Source organism: Pseudoduganella ginsengisoli (genome assembly GCF_009720865.1).
GTDB lineage: Bacteria > Pseudomonadota > Gammaproteobacteria > Burkholderiales > Burkholderiaceae_D > Rugamonas > Rugamonas ginsengisoli.
In genome coordinates this window covers 79,467-99,165 of sequence record NZ_WNLA01000005.1, presented here as the reverse complement: position 1 = coordinate 99,165, position 19,699 = coordinate 79,467, and the positions used below count along the sequence as shown (strand labels likewise).

The 19,699-nt window shown below is 61.4% G+C and carries 19 protein-coding genes; 16 read left to right on the top strand and 3 right to left on the bottom strand.

Annotation, left to right across the window (positions count from 1 at the left end):
* Window positions 1-155 precede the first annotated feature (155 nt).
* Genes minC through minE form a run of 3 tightly spaced genes read left to right on the top strand, consistent with a single transcriptional unit; the run spans window position 156 to window position 2,022 of the window.
* Window positions 156-917 carry a septum site-determining protein MinC gene (gene minC / locus GM668_RS10575; protein WP_155438920.1) on the top strand — a complete coding sequence of 254 codons (762 nt, stop codon included), beginning with the start codon at window positions 156-158 and terminating at the stop codon, window positions 915-917.
* Between the two features lie 36 nt (window positions 918-953).
* Window positions 954-1,769 (top strand): septum site-determining protein MinD, encoded by an 816-nt coding sequence (minD, locus tag GM668_RS10570; protein WP_170305585.1) that lies wholly within the window; start codon window positions 954-956, stop codon window positions 1,767-1,769.
* A gap of 1 nt (window position 1,770) precedes the next feature.
* Entirely contained in the window at window positions 1,771-2,022 is a 252-nt protein-coding gene (gene minE, locus GM668_RS10565; RefSeq protein WP_154371159.1) for a cell division topological specificity factor MinE, read from the top strand.
* 132 nt (window positions 2,023-2,154) lie between these two features.
* Here the strand turns inward: minE and GM668_RS10560 are convergent, their stop codons facing one another.
* The gene (locus GM668_RS10560; RefSeq protein WP_155438919.1) at window positions 2,155-2,658 is read right to left on the bottom strand and encodes a hypothetical protein; all 504 of its coding nucleotides are present in this window, start codon (window positions 2,656-2,658) and stop codon (window positions 2,155-2,157) included.
* 228 nt (window positions 2,659-2,886) lie between these two features.
* On the opposite strand from GM668_RS10560, the gene GM668_RS10555 reads away from it, so the two are divergent.
* The 12 genes from GM668_RS10555 to GM668_RS10500 all read left to right on the top strand — a co-directional run bounded on the left by GM668_RS10555 (window position 2,887) and on the right by GM668_RS10500 (window position 15,593).
* On the top strand, window positions 2,887-3,576 hold the full coding sequence (locus GM668_RS10555) for a response regulator transcription factor (RefSeq protein WP_155438918.1): 690 nt from the start codon (window positions 2,887-2,889) through the stop codon (window positions 3,574-3,576).
* A 147-nt stretch (window positions 3,577-3,723) separates the two neighbouring features.
* Window positions 3,724-4,998, top strand: a complete 1,275-nt coding sequence (hemA, locus tag GM668_RS10550; protein ID WP_155438917.1) for a glutamyl-tRNA reductase — start codon at window positions 3,724-3,726, stop codon at window positions 4,996-4,998.
* 82 nt (window positions 4,999-5,080) lie between these two features.
* A complete protein-coding gene (gene prfA / locus GM668_RS10545) occupies window positions 5,081-6,157 on the top strand; it encodes a peptide chain release factor 1 (RefSeq protein WP_155438916.1) in 1,077 nt (358 codons plus the stop codon).
* A 326-nt stretch (window positions 6,158-6,483) separates the two neighbouring features.
* On the top strand, window positions 6,484-6,951 hold the full coding sequence (locus GM668_RS10540; RefSeq protein WP_155438915.1) for a disulfide bond formation protein B: 468 nt from the start codon (window positions 6,484-6,486) through the stop codon (window positions 6,949-6,951).
* A gap of 2 nt (window positions 6,952-6,953) precedes the next feature.
* Window positions 6,954-7,772, top strand: a complete 819-nt coding sequence (prmC, locus tag GM668_RS10535) for a peptide chain release factor N(5)-glutamine methyltransferase (RefSeq protein ID WP_155438914.1) — start codon at window positions 6,954-6,956, stop codon at window positions 7,770-7,772.
* Between the two features lie 123 nt (window positions 7,773-7,895).
* Window positions 7,896-9,500 (top strand): glutamate--cysteine ligase, encoded by a 1,605-nt coding sequence (gshA, locus tag GM668_RS10530; RefSeq protein ID WP_155438913.1) that lies wholly within the window; start codon window positions 7,896-7,898, stop codon window positions 9,498-9,500.
* A 9-nt stretch (window positions 9,501-9,509) separates the two neighbouring features.
* Entirely contained in the window at window positions 9,510-10,553 is a 1,044-nt protein-coding gene (locus GM668_RS10525; protein WP_155438912.1) for a histone deacetylase family protein, read from the top strand.
* 50 nt (window positions 10,554-10,603) lie between these two features.
* Entirely contained in the window at window positions 10,604-11,083 is a 480-nt protein-coding gene (locus GM668_RS10520) for a RidA family protein (protein WP_155438911.1), read from the top strand.
* Between the two features lie 51 nt (window positions 11,084-11,134).
* Entirely contained in the window at window positions 11,135-12,505 is a 1,371-nt protein-coding gene (locus tag GM668_RS10515) for a serine hydrolase (protein ID WP_155438910.1), read from the top strand.
* Window positions 12,506-12,526: 21 nt separating this feature from the next.
* Window positions 12,527-14,164, top strand: coding sequence for a TonB family protein (locus tag GM668_RS10510; protein WP_155438909.1), 1,638 nt, complete (start codon window positions 12,527-12,529; stop codon window positions 14,162-14,164).
* A gap of 463 nt (window positions 14,165-14,627) precedes the next feature.
* Window positions 14,628-15,053: an organic hydroperoxide resistance protein gene (locus GM668_RS10505; protein WP_155438908.1), complete on the top strand. Its 426-nt coding sequence runs from the start codon at window positions 14,628-14,630 to the stop codon at window positions 15,051-15,053.
* Window positions 15,054-15,140: 87 nt separating this feature from the next.
* Window positions 15,141-15,593 (top strand): GNAT family N-acetyltransferase, encoded by a 453-nt coding sequence (locus GM668_RS10500; RefSeq protein ID WP_155438907.1) that lies wholly within the window; start codon window positions 15,141-15,143, stop codon window positions 15,591-15,593.
* Here the strand turns inward: GM668_RS10500 and GM668_RS10495 are convergent.
* The gene (locus GM668_RS10495; RefSeq protein WP_155438906.1) at window positions 15,590-16,816 is read right to left on the bottom strand and encodes a sensor histidine kinase; all 1,227 of its coding nucleotides are present in this window, start codon (window positions 16,814-16,816) and stop codon (window positions 15,590-15,592) included. The two genes, GM668_RS10500 and GM668_RS10495, sit on opposite strands and share 4 nt — an antisense overlap.
* Window positions 16,806-18,254, bottom strand: coding sequence for a sigma-54-dependent transcriptional regulator (locus GM668_RS10490; protein WP_155438905.1), 1,449 nt, complete (start codon window positions 18,252-18,254; stop codon window positions 16,806-16,808). The genes GM668_RS10495 and GM668_RS10490 overlap by 11 nt, the downstream gene beginning before the upstream one ends.
* Before the next feature lie 148 nt (window positions 18,255-18,402).
* On the opposite strand from GM668_RS10490, the gene GM668_RS10485 reads away from it, so the two are divergent.
* Window positions 18,403-19,686, top strand: coding sequence for an efflux RND transporter periplasmic adaptor subunit (locus tag GM668_RS10485; protein ID WP_229499156.1), 1,284 nt, complete (start codon window positions 18,403-18,405; stop codon window positions 19,684-19,686).
* The last annotated feature ends 13 nt before the right edge of the window (window positions 19,687-19,699 follow it).

The window sequence follows — 19,699 nt, the reverse complement described above, 5'->3', positions numbered from 1 at the left end:
TACATCAGCCTTCCCGGGCTGCCGGTGCTGTGTCTGATTAATAAGACGGCACTCCCATTTCTTTCTTAACCACAGTAAAATGCTACGGCTTATGCCGTTCCGCGGCAGGCAAACCCGGCCGATGGGCCCAAGCAATACCCTTAACTGACCGTTTTATGTCCAAGAGCCCGTTCCACAAGCCCATCGAAATCAAGATTTCCACCGTCGTCGCAGTTTCCGCCATCTTGTACACGTCCGACGGCATCGCGCTCGATGCCGCGTTGAACGAAATGACGGGCGGCGTGCCAGACTTTTTCGAAGGCGACTTGGCAGTGATCGACGTGGGTTCGCTGACGCCCGGCTGTGAACGCATAGACTGGGCCAGCACCATTGCCCTGCTGAAGAAATACCGCCTCAATCCGGTGGCTGTGCGCCATGCATCGCCGGATATGGTGGATGAAATCCTGGCGCAGGGTTTGTCGCTGGATACGGGCAAGACGGAAGAACATACGGCGGCAGCGGCACCGGCCGCCGCACCGGCGCCGGCTCCCGCGGCGGCGCCTGCGCCGGCCCCGGCAGTCGGCTCGGCCGGCACCCTGATCATTGACACCCCGGTCCGCGCCGGCCAGCGCATTTATGCGCGCGGCGGCGACTTGATTGTGACGGCCGTCGTCAACAACGGCGCTGAAATCATCGCGGACGGCAGCATTCACGTGTACAACACGTTAAATGGCCGCGCCCTGGCGGGTGCGTCCGGCAACGCCAGCGCCCGTATTTTTGCGCTGTCGATGGCGCCGGAACTGGTGTCGATTGCAGGGGTTTACCGTACTTTTGAAGATGGATTCCCGGCTGAGCATGCGCGCAAGCCGACCCAAGTCAGCCTTGCTGGCGACCGGCTGGATATACTGTCAGTCAATTCAACTCCAACCCGCGCTTAAGTTGCTCTCTGAGCTGCTCACTTAAAAGGATTATTTGTGGCAAGAATTATCGTTGTAACGTCCGGTAAGGGCGGTGTCGGCAAGACGACTACCAGCGCCAGCTTTTCGACCGGCCTGGCCATGCGTGGCCACAAAACTGCTGTGATCGACTTCGACGTCGGTTTGCGTAACCTGGACTTGATCATGGGTTGCGAGCGCCGTGTCGTCTATGACTTGATCAACGTCATTAACAAAGAAGCGACGCTGAACCAGGCGCTGATCAAGGACAAGCACTGCGAAAACCTGTTCATCCTGCCGGCTTCGCAAACGCGCGACAAAGATGCGCTGACGGAAGATGGCGTGGAAGCCGTGCTGCATGAAATGATCAACATGGGCTTCGAATACATCATTTGCGATTCGCCCGCCGGTATCGAGCACGGCGCGCTGATGGCGCTGACGTTTGCCGATGAAGCCATTGTCGTGACCAATCCGGAAGTGTCTTCGGTACGTGACTCGGACCGCATCCTCGGCATCATCCAGGCCAAATCGCGCCGCGCGCAATCGGGCGGCGAGCCGGTCAAAGAACATTTGCTGATCACCCGCTACTCGCCTAAGCGCGTGGAAGCCGATGAAATGCTGTCGTATGGCGACGTGCAGGAAATCCTGCGCATTCCGCTGATCGGCATCATTCCGGAATCGGAATCCGTGCTGCACGCATCCAACCAGGGCAACCCGGCGATTCACTTCAAGGGCACCGACGTGGCGGAAGCGTACGAAGACGTGGTGTCGCGTTTCCTGGGCCAGGAAATGCCTCTGCGTTTCATCAATTACGAGAAACCAGGCTTCCTGCAGCGCATCTTCGGGGGCAAGTGACATGGCACTGCTGTCTTTCCTGTTCCCCTCCAAGCCGAAGACGGCCAGCGCCGCCAAGGAACGGCTGCAAATCATCATTGCGCGCGAGCGCAATGGCCGCGCCGGTCCGGATTTCCTGCCGGCCCTGCACAAAGAGCTGATCGAGGTGATCTCCAAGTACACGAAAGTGGAAGCGGACGACATCAAGATCTCGCTGGACCGCCAAGGCAACCTGGAAGTGTTGGATGTCAACGTGGTGCTGCCGGATACCTGATCCGGCAACCGTGTTATCGAATGACAAATGGCCGCTGCTCAGCGGCCATTTTTTATTTGGGCATCAGCGCCCTTGCCACCGAGGCGCAAGCTTCCACATGCTGGTAGCCGCTCATTTTCCCCGGAATACCGATTACTTTGCAGGAACAGCCATCAGCGCCCTTGCCACCGAGGCGCAAGCTTCGACGTGCTGGTAGCCGATTTGCCTGAATGCAAAGAATCCAATCGCTGCCGAGGCCGCTTGGCCCGCAAACGGCACGAAGCGCGTAGCCTGCTTGGCCACGGCCTTACCCGCACTGCGCTGCAGTAATTTCAAAATGATTTCCCGCGTGATATAGCGTCCCACCATGGCGCCGCCCACGCTGACGGCGGCTTCATACGCGCGGATCTTTAATTCTGGCTGCAGCCTGCCGACCTGCTCAGGTGTCAAGCCGAATTCACGATTGATGTCTTCGATCAGGGTCGCGAACAAGCGCAAATCCGTCACCACATCGAGTCCCGGCAGGGGCACGGCGGCAATGCCTGCCGACACGGCAGCGCGCCTTTGAACAAGACGGCGGCAGCGGTCCCGCACATCGGCAATTTCCTTTTCAGACGAGGGAACCAGTGTCCATTCCTGCGATTTTTTTGCAAACATGGTTACTTTTTTCCTATCTGCAATTGTACTAAAGGCCATTGTGAAGCCCACTTTGTCCGTGTACCGTGTGATGATGCGACGTTTGTATATAGGCTATCATCTAATTCTCTTCGGAAAAAATTAACAGAATTAGCAGAAAACACTCGTATTCTTGTAACCATTTTTTAACTTTTTCCGATCAGCCTGGCGCATCCGGTATCATGCAGGCAGATACGGAACCGCGACATCATGAGAATCGTTGTACTAGACAATGACCGTAGCCAAGCTGATTTGATCTGCCAGGTACTGACCTCGGCGGGCCACTTGTGCCATGGTTTCCAGACTGGCAAAGACTTGCTGGCCCACATGCGCAAGGACAATTACGACATGTTAATCATGGAGTGGCAAGTGTCCGATATGACCGGAGCGGAAGTCGTCAAGCGCGCCCGGGAACGCATGCCGGAAAAAGCCCCTGTGCTGTTCCTTACGACCAGTTCTGGTGAAGATGATATCGTAGCCGGCTTGGCTGCCGGCGCCGACGACTACATGATCAAGCCGCTGCGCCGCAGCGAAATGCTGGCGCGCGTGCAAGCATTGCTGCGCCGCGCTTATCCGACGCAAAACGGCGCCGAGCAATTGCAATTTGGGCAATACACGTTTGAAACCCGCCCCGGCCGCCTGTTGATGGATGGCGCCGTGCTGGACGTCACGCATAAAGAATTCTCGCTGGCCCTGCTGTTCTTCCGTAACCTGGGCCGCCCGCTGTCGCGCGCTTACATTCATGAAGCCGTATGGATCCGCGAAACTGCAGTGCCATCGCGCACCATGGATACCCACGTATCGCGCGTCCGCAACAAACTGCAATTGAAGCCGGAAAACGGCTTCCGCCTGGTACCCGTGTACAGCTACGGGTACCGCCTGGAAAAGCTGGGCGCATAATCTGCCTCCCCCCGCTCCGGCTGCTGCTGTAGCCGGACAGCCGCACAGTTATAGCTATCATTACCCCCTGCGGCCGGTGCCGCCCGGCACATCACGGTATAATGGCCACTGGCGTACATTTCCGTCATTCCAATATACCGTTCCGTGATGCAACTGCTTGCCGTCGGCCTCAACCACACCACCGCGCCTGTTTCGCTGCGCGAGCGGCTGGCGTTCGCGCCGGATCAGCTGGGTGAAGCGGTGCGGGCAGCGCAAGCATGGTTTGCCCGCAGCGCCACGCGCGGCAATGACGAAGCCGCCATTTTATCGACTTGCAACCGCACGGAATTGTACGGCGCCAGCCAGGGCGACAACCCGCTCGACGCCGGCGCACACTTCCTGGCCGATTTCCACCAGTTGAATTACAGCGAATTGCGGCCGCATTTGTACATGCTGCCGCAACACGACGCCGTGCGCCACACATTCCGCGTGGCATCCGGCCTCGATTCCATGGTGCTGGGAGAAACCCAGATTCTGGGCCAGATCAAGGATGCCATCCGCACGGCGGAAGAAGCCGGCGGCCTGGGCACTTACCTGCACCAGCTGTTCCAGCGCAGTTTTTCCGTTGCCAAGGAAGTGCGCAGCACCACGGAAATTGGCGCGCACAGTGTGTCGATGGCTGCCGCCGCCGTGCGCCTGTCGCAGCGCATTTTCGACAAAATTTCCGAGCAGCACGTACTGTTCATCGGCGCCGGTGAAATGATCGAACTGTGCGCGACGCACTTTGCCGCGCAAAATCCGAAGTCCATCACCATTGCCAACCGCACCATGGAGCGGGGCGAGCAGTTGGCGCACCGTTTTTCCGCGAAAGCCATGCGGCTGGCCGAATTGCAGGACAAGCTGCACCAGTATGACATCGTGATTTCCTGCACGGCGTCGTCGCTGCCGCTGATCGGCCTGGGCATGGTGGAGCGCGCCGTCAAGGCACGCCGCCACAAGCCGATGTTCATGGTGGATTTGGCCGTGCCGCGCGATATCGAGCCGGAAGTGGGCCGCTTGAATGACGTATTCCTGTACACGGTCGATGATTTGGGCAAAGTCGTGCAAACCGGCCTGGAAAACCGCCAGGCTGCCGTGGCGCAGGCGGAAGCCATTATTGAAACGCGTGTGCAATCGTTCATGCACTGGATCGATGACCGCGCAGTGGTGCCGGTCATTCAAGGCTTGCAGGAAAGCGGCGAAGCATTGCGCCTGCTGGAACTGGAGCGGGCCCGCAAGATGCTGGCCAAGGGTGAAGATATCGACACGGTGCTGGAAGCGTTGTCGAAGGGTCTGACCGCGAAATTCATGCATGGCCCGCAGCAGGCGCTGCACCGTGCGCAGGGCGACGAGCGCGCCCAGCTGGCGGCGCTGCTGCCGCAATTGTTCAGCAAACGCCGTTAGCTTTTGTCTTGCCGCAGCTTCGCTGCGCTCCTCTGTATTTCCGCGCCGGCCTGGCGCACTCTCCCAACACTTCTGAGCGACTATGAAACCATCGATGCTGGCCAAGCTGGATCAACTGGCCAACCGACTGACCGAACTGGATGAATTGCTGATGTCCGAAGGCGCCACCGCCAATATGGACAGCTACCGCAAAATGACCCGCGAACACGCGGAACTGGGGCCGCTGGTGGCGCTGTACCAGTCGTACCAGGGTGTGCTGGCCGATATCGCGGAAGCGCAGGGCATGCTGGCCGATCCGGACATGAAGGATTTCGCGCAAGAAGAAATCGAAGCGGGCAAGGCCAGGCTGGCGGACCTGGAGCTGGAATTGCAAAAGATGCTGCTGCCGAAAGACGCCAACGACGAGCGCAACATCTTCCTGGAAATCCGCGCCGGTACCGGTGGCGATGAATCGGCGCTGTTTGCCGGCGATTTGCTGCGCATGTACACGCGCTTTGCGGAGCGCAACCGGTGGCAGGTGGAAATGGTGTCGGAATCGCCGTCGGACCTGGGCGGCTACCGCGAAGTCATCGTGCGGCTGGTGGGCAACGGCGTGTATTCGAAGCTGAAATTTGAATCCGGCGGCCACCGCGTGCAGCGCGTACCGGCCACGGAAACGCAGGGCCGCATCCACACGTCGGCGTGCACGGTGGCGGTGATGCCGGAAGCCGATGAAGTGGAAGACGTCCACATCAATCCAGCCGATTTGCGCATCGATACGTTCCGCGCATCCGGCGCCGGCGGCCAGCACATCAATAAAACCGATTCCGCTGTGCGCCTGACGCACTTGCCGACGGGGATCGTGGTGGAATGCCAGGATGACCGCTCGCAGCACAAGAACAAGGCGCAGGCCATGAAGGTACTGGCGGCGCGCATCAAGGACGTGCAGCTGCGCGAACAGCAATCGAAGGAAGCGGCCACCCGCAAGAGCCTGATCGGTTCCGGCGACCGCAGCGAGCGCATCCGCACCTACAACTTCCCGCAAGGCCGCATGACGGACCACCGCATCAACCTGACGTTGTACAAGCTGGACTTCATCATGGATGGCGACCTGACGGAATTGACCAACGCGCTGGCCGCCGAGCACCAGGCCGAAATGCTGGCCGCCCTGGGCGACTAACCATGGGGTCAGACGTGCATTCGTGCGTTTCCCCCGTGGGGTCAGGCGTGCAATGATGCAGATCGGCTGTCGCCCGGTCCCGCAACCCGCGCGGGCACGCGCTTCTGCGGGTGGCGAATTGCGCGGGCGCTGCGCAAGTGGCCGCAGCGTTTCCAACATGGCCAGCCAAAAGCGCGCGTTCTCCTATGGCGAGTATGCACGAATGCACGTCTGACCCCACCGGGTGTATGCATCAATGCACGTCTGACCCCACTTTAAGAATGAAATAAGGCCGCCGTGGGGCGTTTGTGCGAGAATCGCGCCTTTAACCCGGATCAAAGACAACGATGAAACCACGCACCTTGCTCCTGTCCATCGCACTGGCCTGCTTCGGGCTGATTGGCGTTGCCATGTATTTGCAGCACGTGGCCAACCTGGCGCCGTGCCCACGCTGCGTGATCCAGCGTTATGCCTTCCTGGCTGTCGGCATTGCCGCCCTGATCGGCTATTTCACGAATTCCATCAAAATTCCCGGCGCTGTCGCCCTGCTGGCCGCGGTGGGCGGCCTGTTTGCCGCGGGACAGCACCTGTACATCATTGCCCACCCAAGCTTTGGCTGCGGCATCGACCCGGTAGAAAACTTCCTCAACAAGCTGCCGACCGCGCACCTCATGCCCTTCCTGTTTGAATCGTATGGCGCGTGCGAACATGCCGACATGGTCCTGGGCATGGATATTCCGCAGTGGTCATTCCTGTGGTTCGGCCTGTTCACGGTTGCCCTGGCCTGGACCTTGCTGCGCAGCCGCAAGACGTAAACATGGCGAACCCCACCGTCGCCCAGCTGCAAGTCCAGCAGCAGCTCGACCCGCTGGATAACCGCATCCTGCTGTGCCACGCACTGGGCTTGACGCGCGTGGGCTTGATCACGCAGTCGGAACGCGTGCTGACCGATGAGGAAATCCAGCGTTATAGCAGCCTCGTACAGCGCCGCCTCCATGGCGAACCCATTGCCTATATCGTCGGCCAGCGCGAGTTTTACGGCTTGCCGTTCAACGTCAGCCCCGCCGTGCTGATCCCCCGCCCTGATACGGAATTGTTGGTGGAACTGGCGCTGGAACGCCTGCCCCCGCGCAGCAAGGTGCTGGACATGGGCACCGGCAGCGGCGCCATTGCCATCGCCATCGCGCACAGCCGCCCCGATGCCGCCGTCACGGCGCTTGATGTCAGCCCGGATGCGCTGGACGTGGCGCGCAGCAATGCCGCGCTGAACCAGGCCAGCGTGCAATTCCTGCTCAGTGACTGGTACAGCGCTGTCCAGGGCGAACGCTATGGCTTGATCGTCTCAAACCCGCCGTATATCGTGGCCGGCGACCGCCACCTGTCCGAAGGCGATTTGCGCTTCGAGCCGCAAGGCGCGCTGACCGACCATGCCGACGGCCTGACCTGCCTGCGCACCATCATTGCCGGCGCCCCGGAACACTTGGAACCCGACAGCTGGCTGTTGATGGAACACGGCTACGACCAGGCCGAAGCGGTGCGCGCCCTGCTGTCCGCTCAGGGGTACACTGAAGTGCAGAGCTGGCGGGATCTGGCAGGGATCGAACGGGTCAGCGGCGGCCGCAAACCCCAGTCATAATCACGCCATGCAGGGCTGTTACACTGGCTAGTCCGGCCAATTTTGAGCACTTCCAACACGGTCGTCCGTTTTCGGTTAATCTCGCACCAATATTTTTTTGCTGCACCAGAAAGGAAGATCAAATTGTCCAATCTTTTGACACGCCGCCTGACCCTGCTGGCCGATGCACAATATCGGTCCGTGCTGGCTGGCGGCCTGCGCGGCATTGAACGAGAAACCCTGCGGATCGACCCGACAGGCCACATGGCGGACACCCCGCATCCTGTGGCGCTCGGCTCGGCGCTGACTCACCCGGAAATCACGACGGATTACGCGGAAACCCTGCTGGAATTCATTACCCCGGCAGAACACGACATCGCCACCACCCTGGACAAGCTGGATGGCATCCACCGCTTTGCCTACAGCAAGCTGGGCACGGAAATGCTGTGGAGCCAGTCGATGCCGTGCGAATTGCCGCCGGAAGAAAAGATTGCCATCGCGTGGTATGGCACGTCGAATATCGGCATGCTGAAGCACGTGTACCGCCGCGGCCTGGCGCTGCGCTATGGCAAAGCCATGCAATGCATTGCCGGTATCCACTACAACTTTTCGCTGGATGAAAACCTGTGGCGCGTGCTGGACCAGCATGAAAACCCGCAGCAAAAGCTGTCGGCCAAAGCCTACCAGTCGGAAAGCTATTTCGCCACCATCCGCAATTTCCGCCGCTACAGCTGGCTGCTGATGTATTTGTTCGGCGCGTCGCCGGCCCTGTCGGCCAACTTCCTGCGCGGCCGAGCGCACAAGCTGGAACGCCTGTCCGACGATACGCTGTTCCTGCCCTATGCGACCAGCCTGCGCATGAGCGACCTCGGTTACCAGAACGATGCACAGTCTGGCCTGAGCCCGCACGAAAACTGCCTCGACAGCTACGTCGCCACCTTGACCAAAGCCGTCAACCAGCCCTACGCGCCGTACGCGGAAATCGGCACCAAACGCGATGGCGAATGGGTGCAGCTGTCGACCAACGTGATCCAGATTGAAAACGAGTATTACGCGACGATCCGCCCGAAACGCGTGATCCGCAGCGGCGAGCGTCCGTTGCAGGCGCTGTGCTCGCGCGGCGTGCAATACATTGAAGTGCGCTGCATGGACGTCGACCCGTTCGAACCGGTCGGCATCAGCCTGCAAACGGGCCGCTTCCTCGACGCCTTCCTGCTGTTCTGCGCACTGGAAGAAAGCGCGAAGATTTCAGAAGAAGAAGGCCGCCTCCACACGGGCAATTTCGCGCGCACGGTGAAGGAAGGCCGCCGTCCCGGCCTGACCTTGCTGCGCGATGGCGTGGAAACGCCGCTGGCCGATTGGGGCCGCGCATTGGTGGAGCGTATCCGGCCCGTGGCGGAATTGCTGGACCGCCAGCGCGGCGGCACGGAATACGTCGACGCGCTGAATGCGCAGCTGCCGAAGCTGGCCGATCCGGAACAAACGCCATCGGCCCGCGTGCTGCGTGAAATCCGCGCGTTGAATGGTTCATACACGGCGTTCGGCTTGCGCCAAAGCGAACGTCACGCGGCCACCTTCCGCAGCCGTCCTCCCACTGCGGAGGAACAGGCGTATTTCAGCAGCCTGGCCGCCAGTTCGCTGGCGGAACAAGAAGAACTGGAACGTACGCAAACCGGCAACTTCGACGACTTCGTGGCGGCTTACCGCGCCAGTAACCTGTGCAAGGACTTTGCCGACGTTCCCTGTTGATAGGGCGCCATGCTGACCTTCTACAATGAGCTGCACAGCCAGCACCGTGGCCGCCACGAATTTTTCCGTGGCGAGCTGGTGCCGTGCTTTGAAAAACCGGAGCGGGTCGACCAGGTGCTGGCGGAGCTGGGCCGCCGCGGCCTGGGACAAATCGTCACGCCGCACAGCGTGCCGCCGATGACGCTGGAGCGTGTCCACACGCCGCGCTATCTGTCCTTCTTGCGCAATGCATGGTCCGACTGGGTCGCGCTCGATCCCGCCAATGCGAATAAGGACGCGTTTCCCGCCGTCTGGCCCGTGCGCACATTGCGCGCCGATATCGAACCCGATAATTTTTGCGCGAAGCTGGGCCTGTATTCGATGGACAGCGGCACCCCCATTACGTCCGGCACGTGGACTGCCGCCAAGACAGGCGCCGATTGCGCCGTCAATGCTGCGCACGCGCTGCGCCTCGGCGAACGGGCCACGTTTGCGCTGACGCGTCCACCGGGCCACCATGCGGGCGCGGATTTTTATGGCGGCTACTGCTTCCTGAATAACGCGGCGCTGGCCGCACAGCACATGCTCGATGATGGCGCCCGCAAGATTGCCATCCTCGACATCGACTACCACCACGGCAATGGCACGCAAAGCATCTTCTATGACCGCAGCGACGTGCTGTTCGTGTCGATCCATGCCGATCCGCGCAGCGAATACCCGTTTTACCTGGGCCACGCGGATGAAACGGGCCATGGCGCGGGCCTGGGCTACAACGTGAACTTGCCGCTGCCGCATGGCGCCAGCACGCAGGCATGGTTTGCCGCGCTGGAAACCGCGTGCCTGCGCCTGCAAATGTTCCAGCCCGAAGCGCTGATCGTATCGCTGGGCGTCGATACGTTTGCCGGCGATCCGCTGTCGCACTTCGGCCTGCAAAGCGCCGATTACCTGCGCATCGGCGAACGCCTGTCTTACCTCGGTTTGCCCACTGCTTTCATTTTCGAAGGGGGGTATGCGGTCAAGGAATTGGGCGTCAATGTTGTAAATGTGCTGGAAGGGTTTGATACAGCCTTGTGATCCGCTGCCGGGGGACAGTAACATCAAATCACCGCATAACCGGAGTCTCCATGAAACGCAGGCAATATCGAAAACTGCTGGGCGCGATGGCGCTCTCTGTCCCCGGCCTGGCTGCTTCAGGCACACCTCCCCTTGAGTACTACAACGCCACCAGCAATCCTGCCCGTCCGTTCACGCAGGCCGTGCGGGCAGGCGATTACGTGCACGTGTCCGGCCAGATGGGGACCGATGCGAATGGCCTGGTGCCGGGCGGCTTCGAAGCGCAATCGCGCAAGGCCATGGACAATATTGCCGTCATCCTCAAAGGCATGAACCTGCCGATGGACAGCATCGTCAAATGCACGGTGATGATGGTGGACATGAACAAGTGGGGCGACTTCAACAAAATCTACACGACGTATTTCAAGCCGGACCGCCTGCCGGCGCGCAGCGCATTTGGCGTCAATGCACTGGCGCTGGGCGGGGAAGTGGAAATTGAATGCCTGGCGTATGCGCCGGTGCCGGAGAGCGAAAAGCGGCGGGCACGTTGATATTCCGGGCGGAAATATTATAATCTGGGCAACTTATTAAAGGAGCCCGTTTTGAAGCTGACTACCGCCTGCCTGTCTACCCTAGCCTTGTTGCATGCCACTGTCGCCTTCGCGGATGCTCCGCCACTGCAAGAACAAATCGACGCCGCGCTGGCGCCAATGTTCAAAGCTGATGCGCCGGGCGCCACCGTGATTGTGACGCGCGATGGCCAGCCTGTGTTCCGCAAGGCATATGGCCGGGCTGACGTCGATAAGAAAACACCGATGCAGCCCGACATGCAATTGCGCCTGGGCTCCGTTACCAAGCAATTCACGGCCGTCGCGATCCTGATGTTGGCGGAACAAGGCAAATTGTCGCTGCAAGATGACATCACGCGCTTTTTGCCAGATTACCCGGTTAACGGCCATCGCATCACCATCGAACAGCTGTTGCAGCACAAAGCTGGTATCCGCAACTACACCGCCATGCCGCGATTCTGGCCGAATGCAGACAAAGATACCGGTGTCGCGCAATTCATCGACTTCTTTAAAAACGAGCCTCTGGACTTCGCGCCGGGAGAACGCTGGTCTTACAGTAACTCCGGCTATTTCCTGCTGGGCGCCATCATTGAAAAAGCTTCCGGCCAGCGCTATGCGGATTTCATTGCACAGCATATTTTTGAGCCGCTGGGCATGCAGGACACGGCATACGAAGGCCATGAGCGCAGTGGCAAACACCGCGTCGAAGGTTACCGCGCAGGGTTTTTCAGCGGCTATTCAACCGCGGAAAAAATCAGCATGACGCTGCCGTATGCAGCGGGCGCGCTGGTCTCCACTGTGGATGACCTGGCGCGCTGGAACGATGCCATTGTGTCCGGCAAGCTGTTGAAAGCGGAAAGCTGGCAGCAGGCAATGACGCCCTGTACATTGCCGAAGGAAGCCAAGTGCAACTATGGCTATGGCTGGTTCATCAGCAGTTTGCGCGGCCATAAAATGATCTGGCACGGCGGAGACATTCCAGGCTTTAACGCGGAAACGCTGCGCCTGCCGGATGATAAACTGTTCGTCGCCGTCCTGAGCAACGGCAACCGCGACGTGCTCGACTCCGACCGCATTGCCTTTACGGCGGCTGCGATCGCCATCGGCAATCCCTTCCCCGAGCAAAAAGCCGTGGCCTTGGCGCCGGAGGCGCTCGATGCGCTGGCCGGTACTTACAAAATGCCGGACAACGCACTACGCACCTTCACCCGCAAAGGCGCCGGCCTCAGTTACGAGCGTCCGGGCCGCCCTGCCATGACGCTCAAACCGTATGCGCCGGACCGCTTCTTTGTCGAAGGTTCGCTGACGACGTTTGAATTCCAGCGTGGCACGGACGGCAAGGTCACCGGGGTGACGCTGGTGCAGGCCGGCAGCGAGCAGGCGGCGGTGCGCGTGGCCAATTAATTTGAAAGATCAGGATACGTCATGCTGAAAATCTCTCTGGCCGCATTGGCCTTTTGCGCCAGCACTGGCGCGCTGGCTGCCCCTGCCGGAAATGAGCGCCCCACGCTCAACCAGGACGCCCTCCAGAAGTGCAAGCCGGCATGGCCAAAAGAAGCGCTTCGCCAGGAACTGACCGGCACTGTCAGTGTGGCCCTTCTGATTGACGTGGATGGTTCGGTGGTAGCAAACGAAGTCCGCAAATCCAGTGGGCATGCGCTGCTGGACGAAGCGGCGCGCACGGGCCTTATCAGCTGCCAGTTCAAGCCGGGGCGGGTCGATGGCGTCCCAGCGCGTGTCTGGGCCAAGATACAGTACCAGTGGACGCTGGAAATAGATACAGATACGCCCACGCCGGCGCAGCTGACGCAGCAGCTGGCTGCCCAGTATCGTGACGCGGCGCTGGCCGGCAACCGGGATGCGCTGCTTGCCATCGCGCAAGTCTATGCTAAAGACACACCGCATGAAGCGGCCACGCCGGCACAGATGCGACAAGCCTATGCGCAAAGCCCGGCGGCAGCACAATTCGAACTGGGCCGCCGCCTGTTCTTGGGCCAGGGCGCCCCGGGCGATCCCGGCGAAGCATGGACCTGGTTCCATGCTTCGGCTGAAGCCGGTTTCGCTCCTGCGCAACGGGAGCTGGGCTGGCTCTACGATACCGGCAACGGCGTGGAGCGCAACGCCGGGCTGGCAATCACGTGGTACCAAAAGGCGGCGGAGCAGGGCGACCACGTGGCGGAAAACAGCCTCGGCGTCATCTACCACTATGCCCTCGGCGTGCCACGCGACTATGCGCTGGCAGCCTCCTGGTATCGTAAAGCCGCCGCCAGTGGGAGTCACTGGGCCCAGGCCAACCTCGGCCGCCTGGCTTTGCACGGCAATGGCATGGAAAAGAATCCAGCCGAAGCATTGCGCTGGCTGCGCCTGGCTGCCGGCAGCAACAACCACGCTGCGGAAGGCGATCTGGCCCTGATGTATTTTCTGGGCATCGGCGTTCCCGCCGACGATGCACAGGGTATCGCCTATCTGCGCAAGGCAGCCGAAGGTGGTGACCAGCCATCGCAATTCCGCCTGTCGCTGGCGCTCGCGCACGGTGCACGCATGCCGGTTGATCTGGCCGAGTCCATTTATTGGCAGCGCAAGCTGGGGGAACAGGGCCATCGCAGCGGGCAAAATAGTTTGGGCTACTCGTACGAAATCGGACGCGGCGTGGCGCAGGATTACCCGAGCGCGCGCGAATGGTATGAGCTGGCGGTCGCGCAAGGCAGCGGCAACGCCGCAGCGGCACTGGGCAGCATGTTTGAAGAGGGCCGTGGCGTGAAAGAGGACTTGGCGAAAGCTGTCGAGCTGTACCAAACGGCCATCACCCACAACAACGCCGATGGCATGGCGCGGATGGCGGCGCTTCATGAAGCAGGCCGCGCAGTCGAAAAAGATCAGGCAGCAGCCCGCGCGCTGTACGAACGCGCCGCCGCCCTGGACAACGAAACCGCCATGCGCCGCCTGGCAGCCGCATATGAGCAAGGCGACTGGGGTATGGCGCCGGATCCGGCCCAGGCAAAGGTGTGGCGAGACAAGGCGGACCGCAGGGCAAGCCGGAAGACGGATCCATTCACGCTGTAATCCATGCTGAAGCAAGTGTAGGCCCCCAGAATCGTTAACTCAGGCGCCCCTGTAGGATCCATGGCTTACGCAGGTATTCTGAGACGAGTGGCTTTGCTCGTCTCAGGAAAAAGTGACCGCCCTGGCGGTTATGCAGCGATCACGACGGCCAAGTCGTTTGATACGTAAAGTTCATCAAAAGGGGCGTTACAGTTGGCCCTTGACGGATCCATTGATCGCCAGCGTGCCCATGGTCTGTTCATTGTCAACATAATCATCCACCAGGTAACTCATCAACACATTCCCAAGAGGAAATAAATTGTCTATTTTATCACTTCCTATTTATCCCAACTATTAAAAAAATCGCTTGCAATTAAATAGCGCACGATCTATAGTGTGCACATACCCGCTGCGCAGTACAATGTGCAGCGCCAACCAAGTAGTACACGATGTAATCGCTAACTATTGAAAAGGAGCATCAATCATGGCACTGGAACAAGTTCTGTACACCGCCCACGCTAAATCCACCGGTGGCCGCGAAGGCCGCGCTGTTTCGTCGGACGGCGCGCTGGATGCCAAACTGACCACCCCGAAAGAACTGGGCGGCAACGGCCTGCCAGGCACCAACCCGGAACAACTGTTCGCAGCGGGCTACTCCGCCTGCTTCATCGGCGCCATGAAATTCGTGGGCGGCCGTGACAAGATCGCCGTTCCGGCAGACGTATCGATCGATGCGGCAGTCGGCATCGGCCCTATCCCTAACGGCTTCGGCATTCAAGTGGAAATGAAAATCTCGCTGCCTGGCCTGGACCGCGAAACCGCCGAGAAACTGGTGCAAGCTGCCCACATCGTTTGCCCGTACTCGAACGCCACCCGCGGCAACATCGACGTGACGCTGACGGTCGTTTAATACACGGCTCACCGCATCAACAAGGCGCTTCGGCGCCTTTTTGCTTTTCTGCACGTACAATCAAGGTTAGACCAACAGGAGTTCCGAATGATTGAATGGCAGCGGCAAGCGTTTAAAGACATGGCAGTGGCGGACCTGTACCAGGTGCTGTATCACCGCCAGCAAGTATTCGTCCTGGAACAGAATTGCCTGTATCCGGACATCGACAATTACGACCAGGATGCGCACCACGTGACAGCGTGGGTGGTGAAAGACGGCAAGCGCGAACTGGCCGCGTGCCTGCGCGTGATTGCGCCGGGCGTGAAGTACACGGAAATGTCGCTGGGCCGCGTGCTGTCCACGCAGGCTGCGCGCGGTACCGGCATTGGCCGCCAGCTGCTGGCACAGGGCATCGCCTATGCGGAAGAACTGTATCCAGGCCATGCATGCCGCATCGGCGCGCAGCAATACCTGGAACAGTTTTACGGCAGCTTCGGCTTCAAGACGGTCAGCGAACCGTATGATGAAGACGGCATCATGCACGTGGAAATGGTGCGTTAAAACGTCATCACAAAGCGGGCGCCCTGCCCTACCGGCCTGGCATAGCGCACCATGCCGCCATTGGCGTGCACCAGGTGCCGCACCATCGCCAGGCCGATACCGCGTCCCTGCTTTTTCGATGAAAAGAATGGCGTGAAAATATGCGCCGCCATTTCATCCGGCACGCCATGGCCGTTATCCGCCACTTCGATGCGCAGGCGGCCGCCCCGGCTCAGGCGCGCGCTGACCTGCAAATGCGGCTGCGGTGTGTCGGCAGTGGCTTCCGCGGCATTTTTCAGTAAATTGATCAGCGCCTGCTCCAGCTGGCCGGGGTCGGCCATGACTTCCAGCGATTGCGGCTCCACCGTGAATTCCGCGCAGCCGCCGCGCGCCAGCCACTGCGGCGCCATCAGCATCGACAGGCGCGCAAACAAATCGCGCACCGCCACCGGCTCCGGCTGCGCGGCCGGCACGGTGGACAGGCTGCGGTAGCTGGCCACGAATTCCACCAGGCTGGCGGCGCGGCGCGCAATGGCGTCCAGCGCCGTACCCAGGTCCGCATTGACGTCTGGCGGCAATTCAGCCTGCACTTCCGCCAGCAAGTCGCACGCGGTACGGGACAGCGACGCCACCGGTGTCAGTGAATTCATGATTTCATGCGTCAGCACTTGCACCAGCTGGCGCCATGCATTGAGCGCTTCGGCTTCCAGCTGGCTTTCCACGGGCATCAGTGCGGCCAGCCGCTGCGCATCGCCCTGCACCGTCAACTCGGAGACCGCTGCCAATGCGCGCTCCGTACCGCGTTCTGTTTCATAGCTGACCAGTGCGCGGCTGCCGCTGGCCTGTGCCGCCAGCAAGCGCCCGATTTCATGCGGATCGCTGGCGCGTCCCGGCGCCAGCAAGCGCCGTGCGCTGGCGTTGAGCGGCGTGACTTCGCCGCCACCCACCGCGTGCGCGATGCGGAACAGTGCAATCGGCGCATTTTCCAGCCGCGCCTCCATGGTTTGCGCAGCGTCCAGCAACGCGCGCCGGTCCGGCGTCAATTCCGCGGCAGGCGCCATGCTTTGGGGTTCACTGCGCGGCCTCCAGCATTGGCGCAGCGTCCAAGCGCAGGGGATGGCCACGAGAACATACAGCGTCAGCAGGCGCGGAGAATGAATGAACAAAGCTGCCGCAGCGGACAATGCCATCAGCGCCGCCACGCAGGCGGCTGCCAGTACGCCTCGGCGGCGGTCAGATGCCATGCTTGCCCAGCTTGCGGTATAGCGCGGCACGGCTGAGGCCCAGCGTACGCGCCGCCTGGCTGATATTGCCATTGGCTGCAGCCAGCGCAGCAGCAATCGCATCGCGTTCCAGTGCACTCAGCGTCAAATCGTCGCCCGCAATACGCAGCGGCGGCGCCGTGGCCGCGCTGCCCGTCCCCACCGGGCCTGCCGCATTGGCCGCATCAACCTCATGAACCGCGCCGGCCGATGGCGGCAAATCCGCCGGATTAGCCTGGCCGGCGCTGGCGTCCAGGCCCGGCAAGCCGAAATCGGCCAGCACATACTGCGCACTGGTCCCCAGGATCACCGCGCGTTCGCACGCGTGGCGCAGCGCGCGCACGTTGCCCGGCCACGCATATTGCACCAGCCACGCCTGCGCAGCCACGTCAAGCTCGCGCGCAGGGCGCTGGTACTGCCGCTCATACCAGCCAAGGTAATGGCGCAGCAAGCCTGGAATATCGTCGCGCCGCTCGCGCAGCGGCGGCACGCGGATCACGATGGTATTCAGGCGGAACAGCAAGTCCGGACGGAACACGGCCGGATCGAACAGCTTGATTTCATCGAGGTTGGTGGCGCTGACGATGCGCACGTCGATGGCTTCCGGCTTGTCCGCGCCAATCGGCGTCACTTCGCGCCGCTCCAGCACTGTCAACAGCTTGGCTTGTGCAGCCAGCGGCATATTGCCGATTTCATCGAGGAACAGCGTGCCGCCGCTGGCGGCCTGGAAACGTCCGGCGCGGTCGGCTTTCGCATCGGTGAACGATCCCTTGCGATGGCCAAACAGCTCGCTTTCAAAAGTCGACTCAGGCAACGCCCCCATATCCACCGCCAGACACGTACCGTCCGCACGGCGCGAAGCCGCATGGATGGCGCGCGCCACCAGTTCCTTGCCCACGCCGTTTTCGCCCAGCACCATGACGTTGGCATCGGTCGGCCCCACGCTGGCAATCATGGTTTTCACTGCGCGTATGGCAGGCGAGTCGCCCATCAGCGCGGCAGTGGCGCCTGCTGCTGCGGTACGCGGCGCGGTACGCCGCGCCAGCGCTGCATCCACGGCCGCCACCAGGCGTGCGTTATCCCACGGCTTGGTGATGAAGTCGCACGCGCCGCGCTTGAGCGCTTCCACCGCCAGCGGCACGTCGGCATAGGCGGTCAATGCGATGACAAAGGGCGGCTGCGGCTGCACGCGCAGCAAGTCCAGCAGCGCCAGCCCTTCGCCGCCATCAATACGGCCCGGCGTGAAATTCAAATCCAGCAGCACCACGTCCGGCGCCCCCTGCTGCAGGTAGCGCGGCAACTGGGCCGGGTCGTTCAGCGCGGCGACTTTGCCGTAGCGGCGGCGCAGCAGCAATTGCGCGGCGCAGGCCACGTCGGCGTCGTCGTCCAGGATCAGGATATGTGCAGTGGAATCAGGCATGGAGCGCATTCTAGCAGCACCTTTTGCGCCCACGGACAGGCTTTTTCACACTGTCCGGAAGCGGACACCCGCTGCTGTCCGGATGCGGACAACAGCAGGCAAATATTCCGTAAAAACGGGGTGGCACAGCGCTTGCAATACAGCCTGCATGAACTCATTCCAGCCCAAACCCGCCACCGGCGCCGCCATGGATACCATCGTGCCCAAACGGCGCGGCAAGAAAATCATCGTGGCTTGCGCCACCGTGGCCGCCATCGCGGCGGCCGCCGCTGCACTGTGGCACTGGATGCCGCGCGGCCTGCAAGTCCCGGCCGGCGACCTGCGCACCGCCACTGTCGAACAGGGCGTTTACCGCGACGACATCGTGGTGCGCGCCAGCACCGTACCGCTGCGCTCCGTGATGCTCGATTCAGTGGAATCGGGCCGCATCGAAGAAGTGTTTGCGCGCGACGGCGACCGTGTGCAGCAGGGACAACTGCTGTTCCGTATCGCCAACCCGCAGCGCAACCTGGAATTGCTGGCGCGGCAGGCCGAACACGCGCAACAGATTTCCAACCTGTCCAACTTGCGCGTGGCGCAGGAAGCCAGCCGCAGCGACCGTGAACGCCGCATCGACGACCTTGTTTTCCAGCTCGAGCAAACGCGCAAGCAGCACGAGCGCAATGCGCGCCTGGCTGCACAAGGCTATGTGTCGGCCGCCGCGCTGGAAGAATCGCAGGACAAGCTGGAGCGCCAGCAGCGCGCGCTGGCACAGGCGCGGCAAAGCGACAGTACGGAAGGCCGCGTGCGCGAACATGCGCTGACCCAGCTGCAAAACGCGCTCGATGGCTTGAAATCGGGCCTGAAACTGGTCAGCGCCACGGTCGACGCATTGGCCGTGCGCGCTCCCACTGCCGGCCGTTTGACGGATTTCCATTTACAGGTGGGCGAATCGATCACCAATGGCAAGCACGTGGGCCGCATCGACGATCCCGACCACTTCAAGCTGACAGCGGAAGTCGACGAGTTTTACCTGAAGCGCGTGGCGGCCGGGCGTCACGGCGTGGTACAGCACGATGGCCACAGCTATGCAGTCGACGTGGCCACTGTGTACCCGCAAATCAAGGACGGCCGCTTCACTGTGGAACTGGTCTTCACCGGCGCGGCGCCGGAACAGCTCAGCCCCGGCCAGAGCCTGGACGCGCGCATCGCGCTGGGCGAACCGGCGCCCGCGCTGCTGCTGCCCAACGGCGCCTACATCAATGACAGCGGCGGCGCCTGGGTCTTCGTACTGTCGCCAGGCGGCGCCACCGCCGAACGGCGCGACATCCGCACCGGCCGCCGCAACAACAGCCAGATCGAAGTGCTGGGCGGGCTGGCACGGGGCGAAACCGTCATCGTATCCAGCTACACCGCCTACGGCAAAGCACTCAAGCTGCAAATTTCCAAGTAAGCTCTCCACCAAA

Coding starts and splice junctions, on each gene's coding strand:
- minC (WP_155438920.1), top strand. CDS start 156: ATGTCCAAGAGCCCGTTCCACAAGCCCATCGAAATCAAGATTTCCACC.
- minE (WP_154371159.1), top strand. CDS start 1,771: ATGGCACTGCTGTCTTTCCTGTTCCCCTCCAAGCCGAAGACGGCCAGC.
- GM668_RS10560 (WP_155438919.1), bottom strand. CDS start 2,658: ATGTTTGCAAAAAAATCGCAGGAATGGACACTGGTTCCCTCGTCTGAA.
- GM668_RS10555 (WP_155438918.1), top strand. CDS start 2,887: ATGAGAATCGTTGTACTAGACAATGACCGTAGCCAAGCTGATTTGATC.
- hemA (WP_155438917.1), top strand. CDS start 3,724: ATGCAACTGCTTGCCGTCGGCCTCAACCACACCACCGCGCCTGTTTCG.
- prfA (WP_155438916.1), top strand. CDS start 5,081: ATGAAACCATCGATGCTGGCCAAGCTGGATCAACTGGCCAACCGACTG.
- GM668_RS10540 (WP_155438915.1), top strand. CDS start 6,484: ATGAAACCACGCACCTTGCTCCTGTCCATCGCACTGGCCTGCTTCGGG.
- prmC (WP_155438914.1), top strand. CDS start 6,954: ATGGCGAACCCCACCGTCGCCCAGCTGCAAGTCCAGCAGCAGCTCGAC.
- GM668_RS10525 (WP_155438912.1), top strand. CDS start 9,510: ATGCTGACCTTCTACAATGAGCTGCACAGCCAGCACCGTGGCCGCCAC.
- GM668_RS10520 (WP_155438911.1), top strand. CDS start 10,604: ATGAAACGCAGGCAATATCGAAAACTGCTGGGCGCGATGGCGCTCTCT.
- GM668_RS10510 (WP_155438909.1), top strand. CDS start 12,527: ATGCTGAAAATCTCTCTGGCCGCATTGGCCTTTTGCGCCAGCACTGGC.
- GM668_RS10505 (WP_155438908.1), top strand. CDS start 14,628: ATGGCACTGGAACAAGTTCTGTACACCGCCCACGCTAAATCCACCGGT.
- GM668_RS10500 (WP_155438907.1), top strand. CDS start 15,141: ATGATTGAATGGCAGCGGCAAGCGTTTAAAGACATGGCAGTGGCGGAC.
- GM668_RS10495 (WP_155438906.1), bottom strand. CDS start 16,816: ATGGCATCTGACCGCCGCCGAGGCGTACTGGCAGCCGCCTGCGTGGCG.
- GM668_RS10490 (WP_155438905.1), bottom strand. CDS start 18,254: ATGCCTGATTCCACTGCACATATCCTGATCCTGGACGACGACGCCGAC.
- GM668_RS10485 (WP_229499156.1), top strand. CDS start 18,403: ATGAACTCATTCCAGCCCAAACCCGCCACCGGCGCCGCCATGGATACC.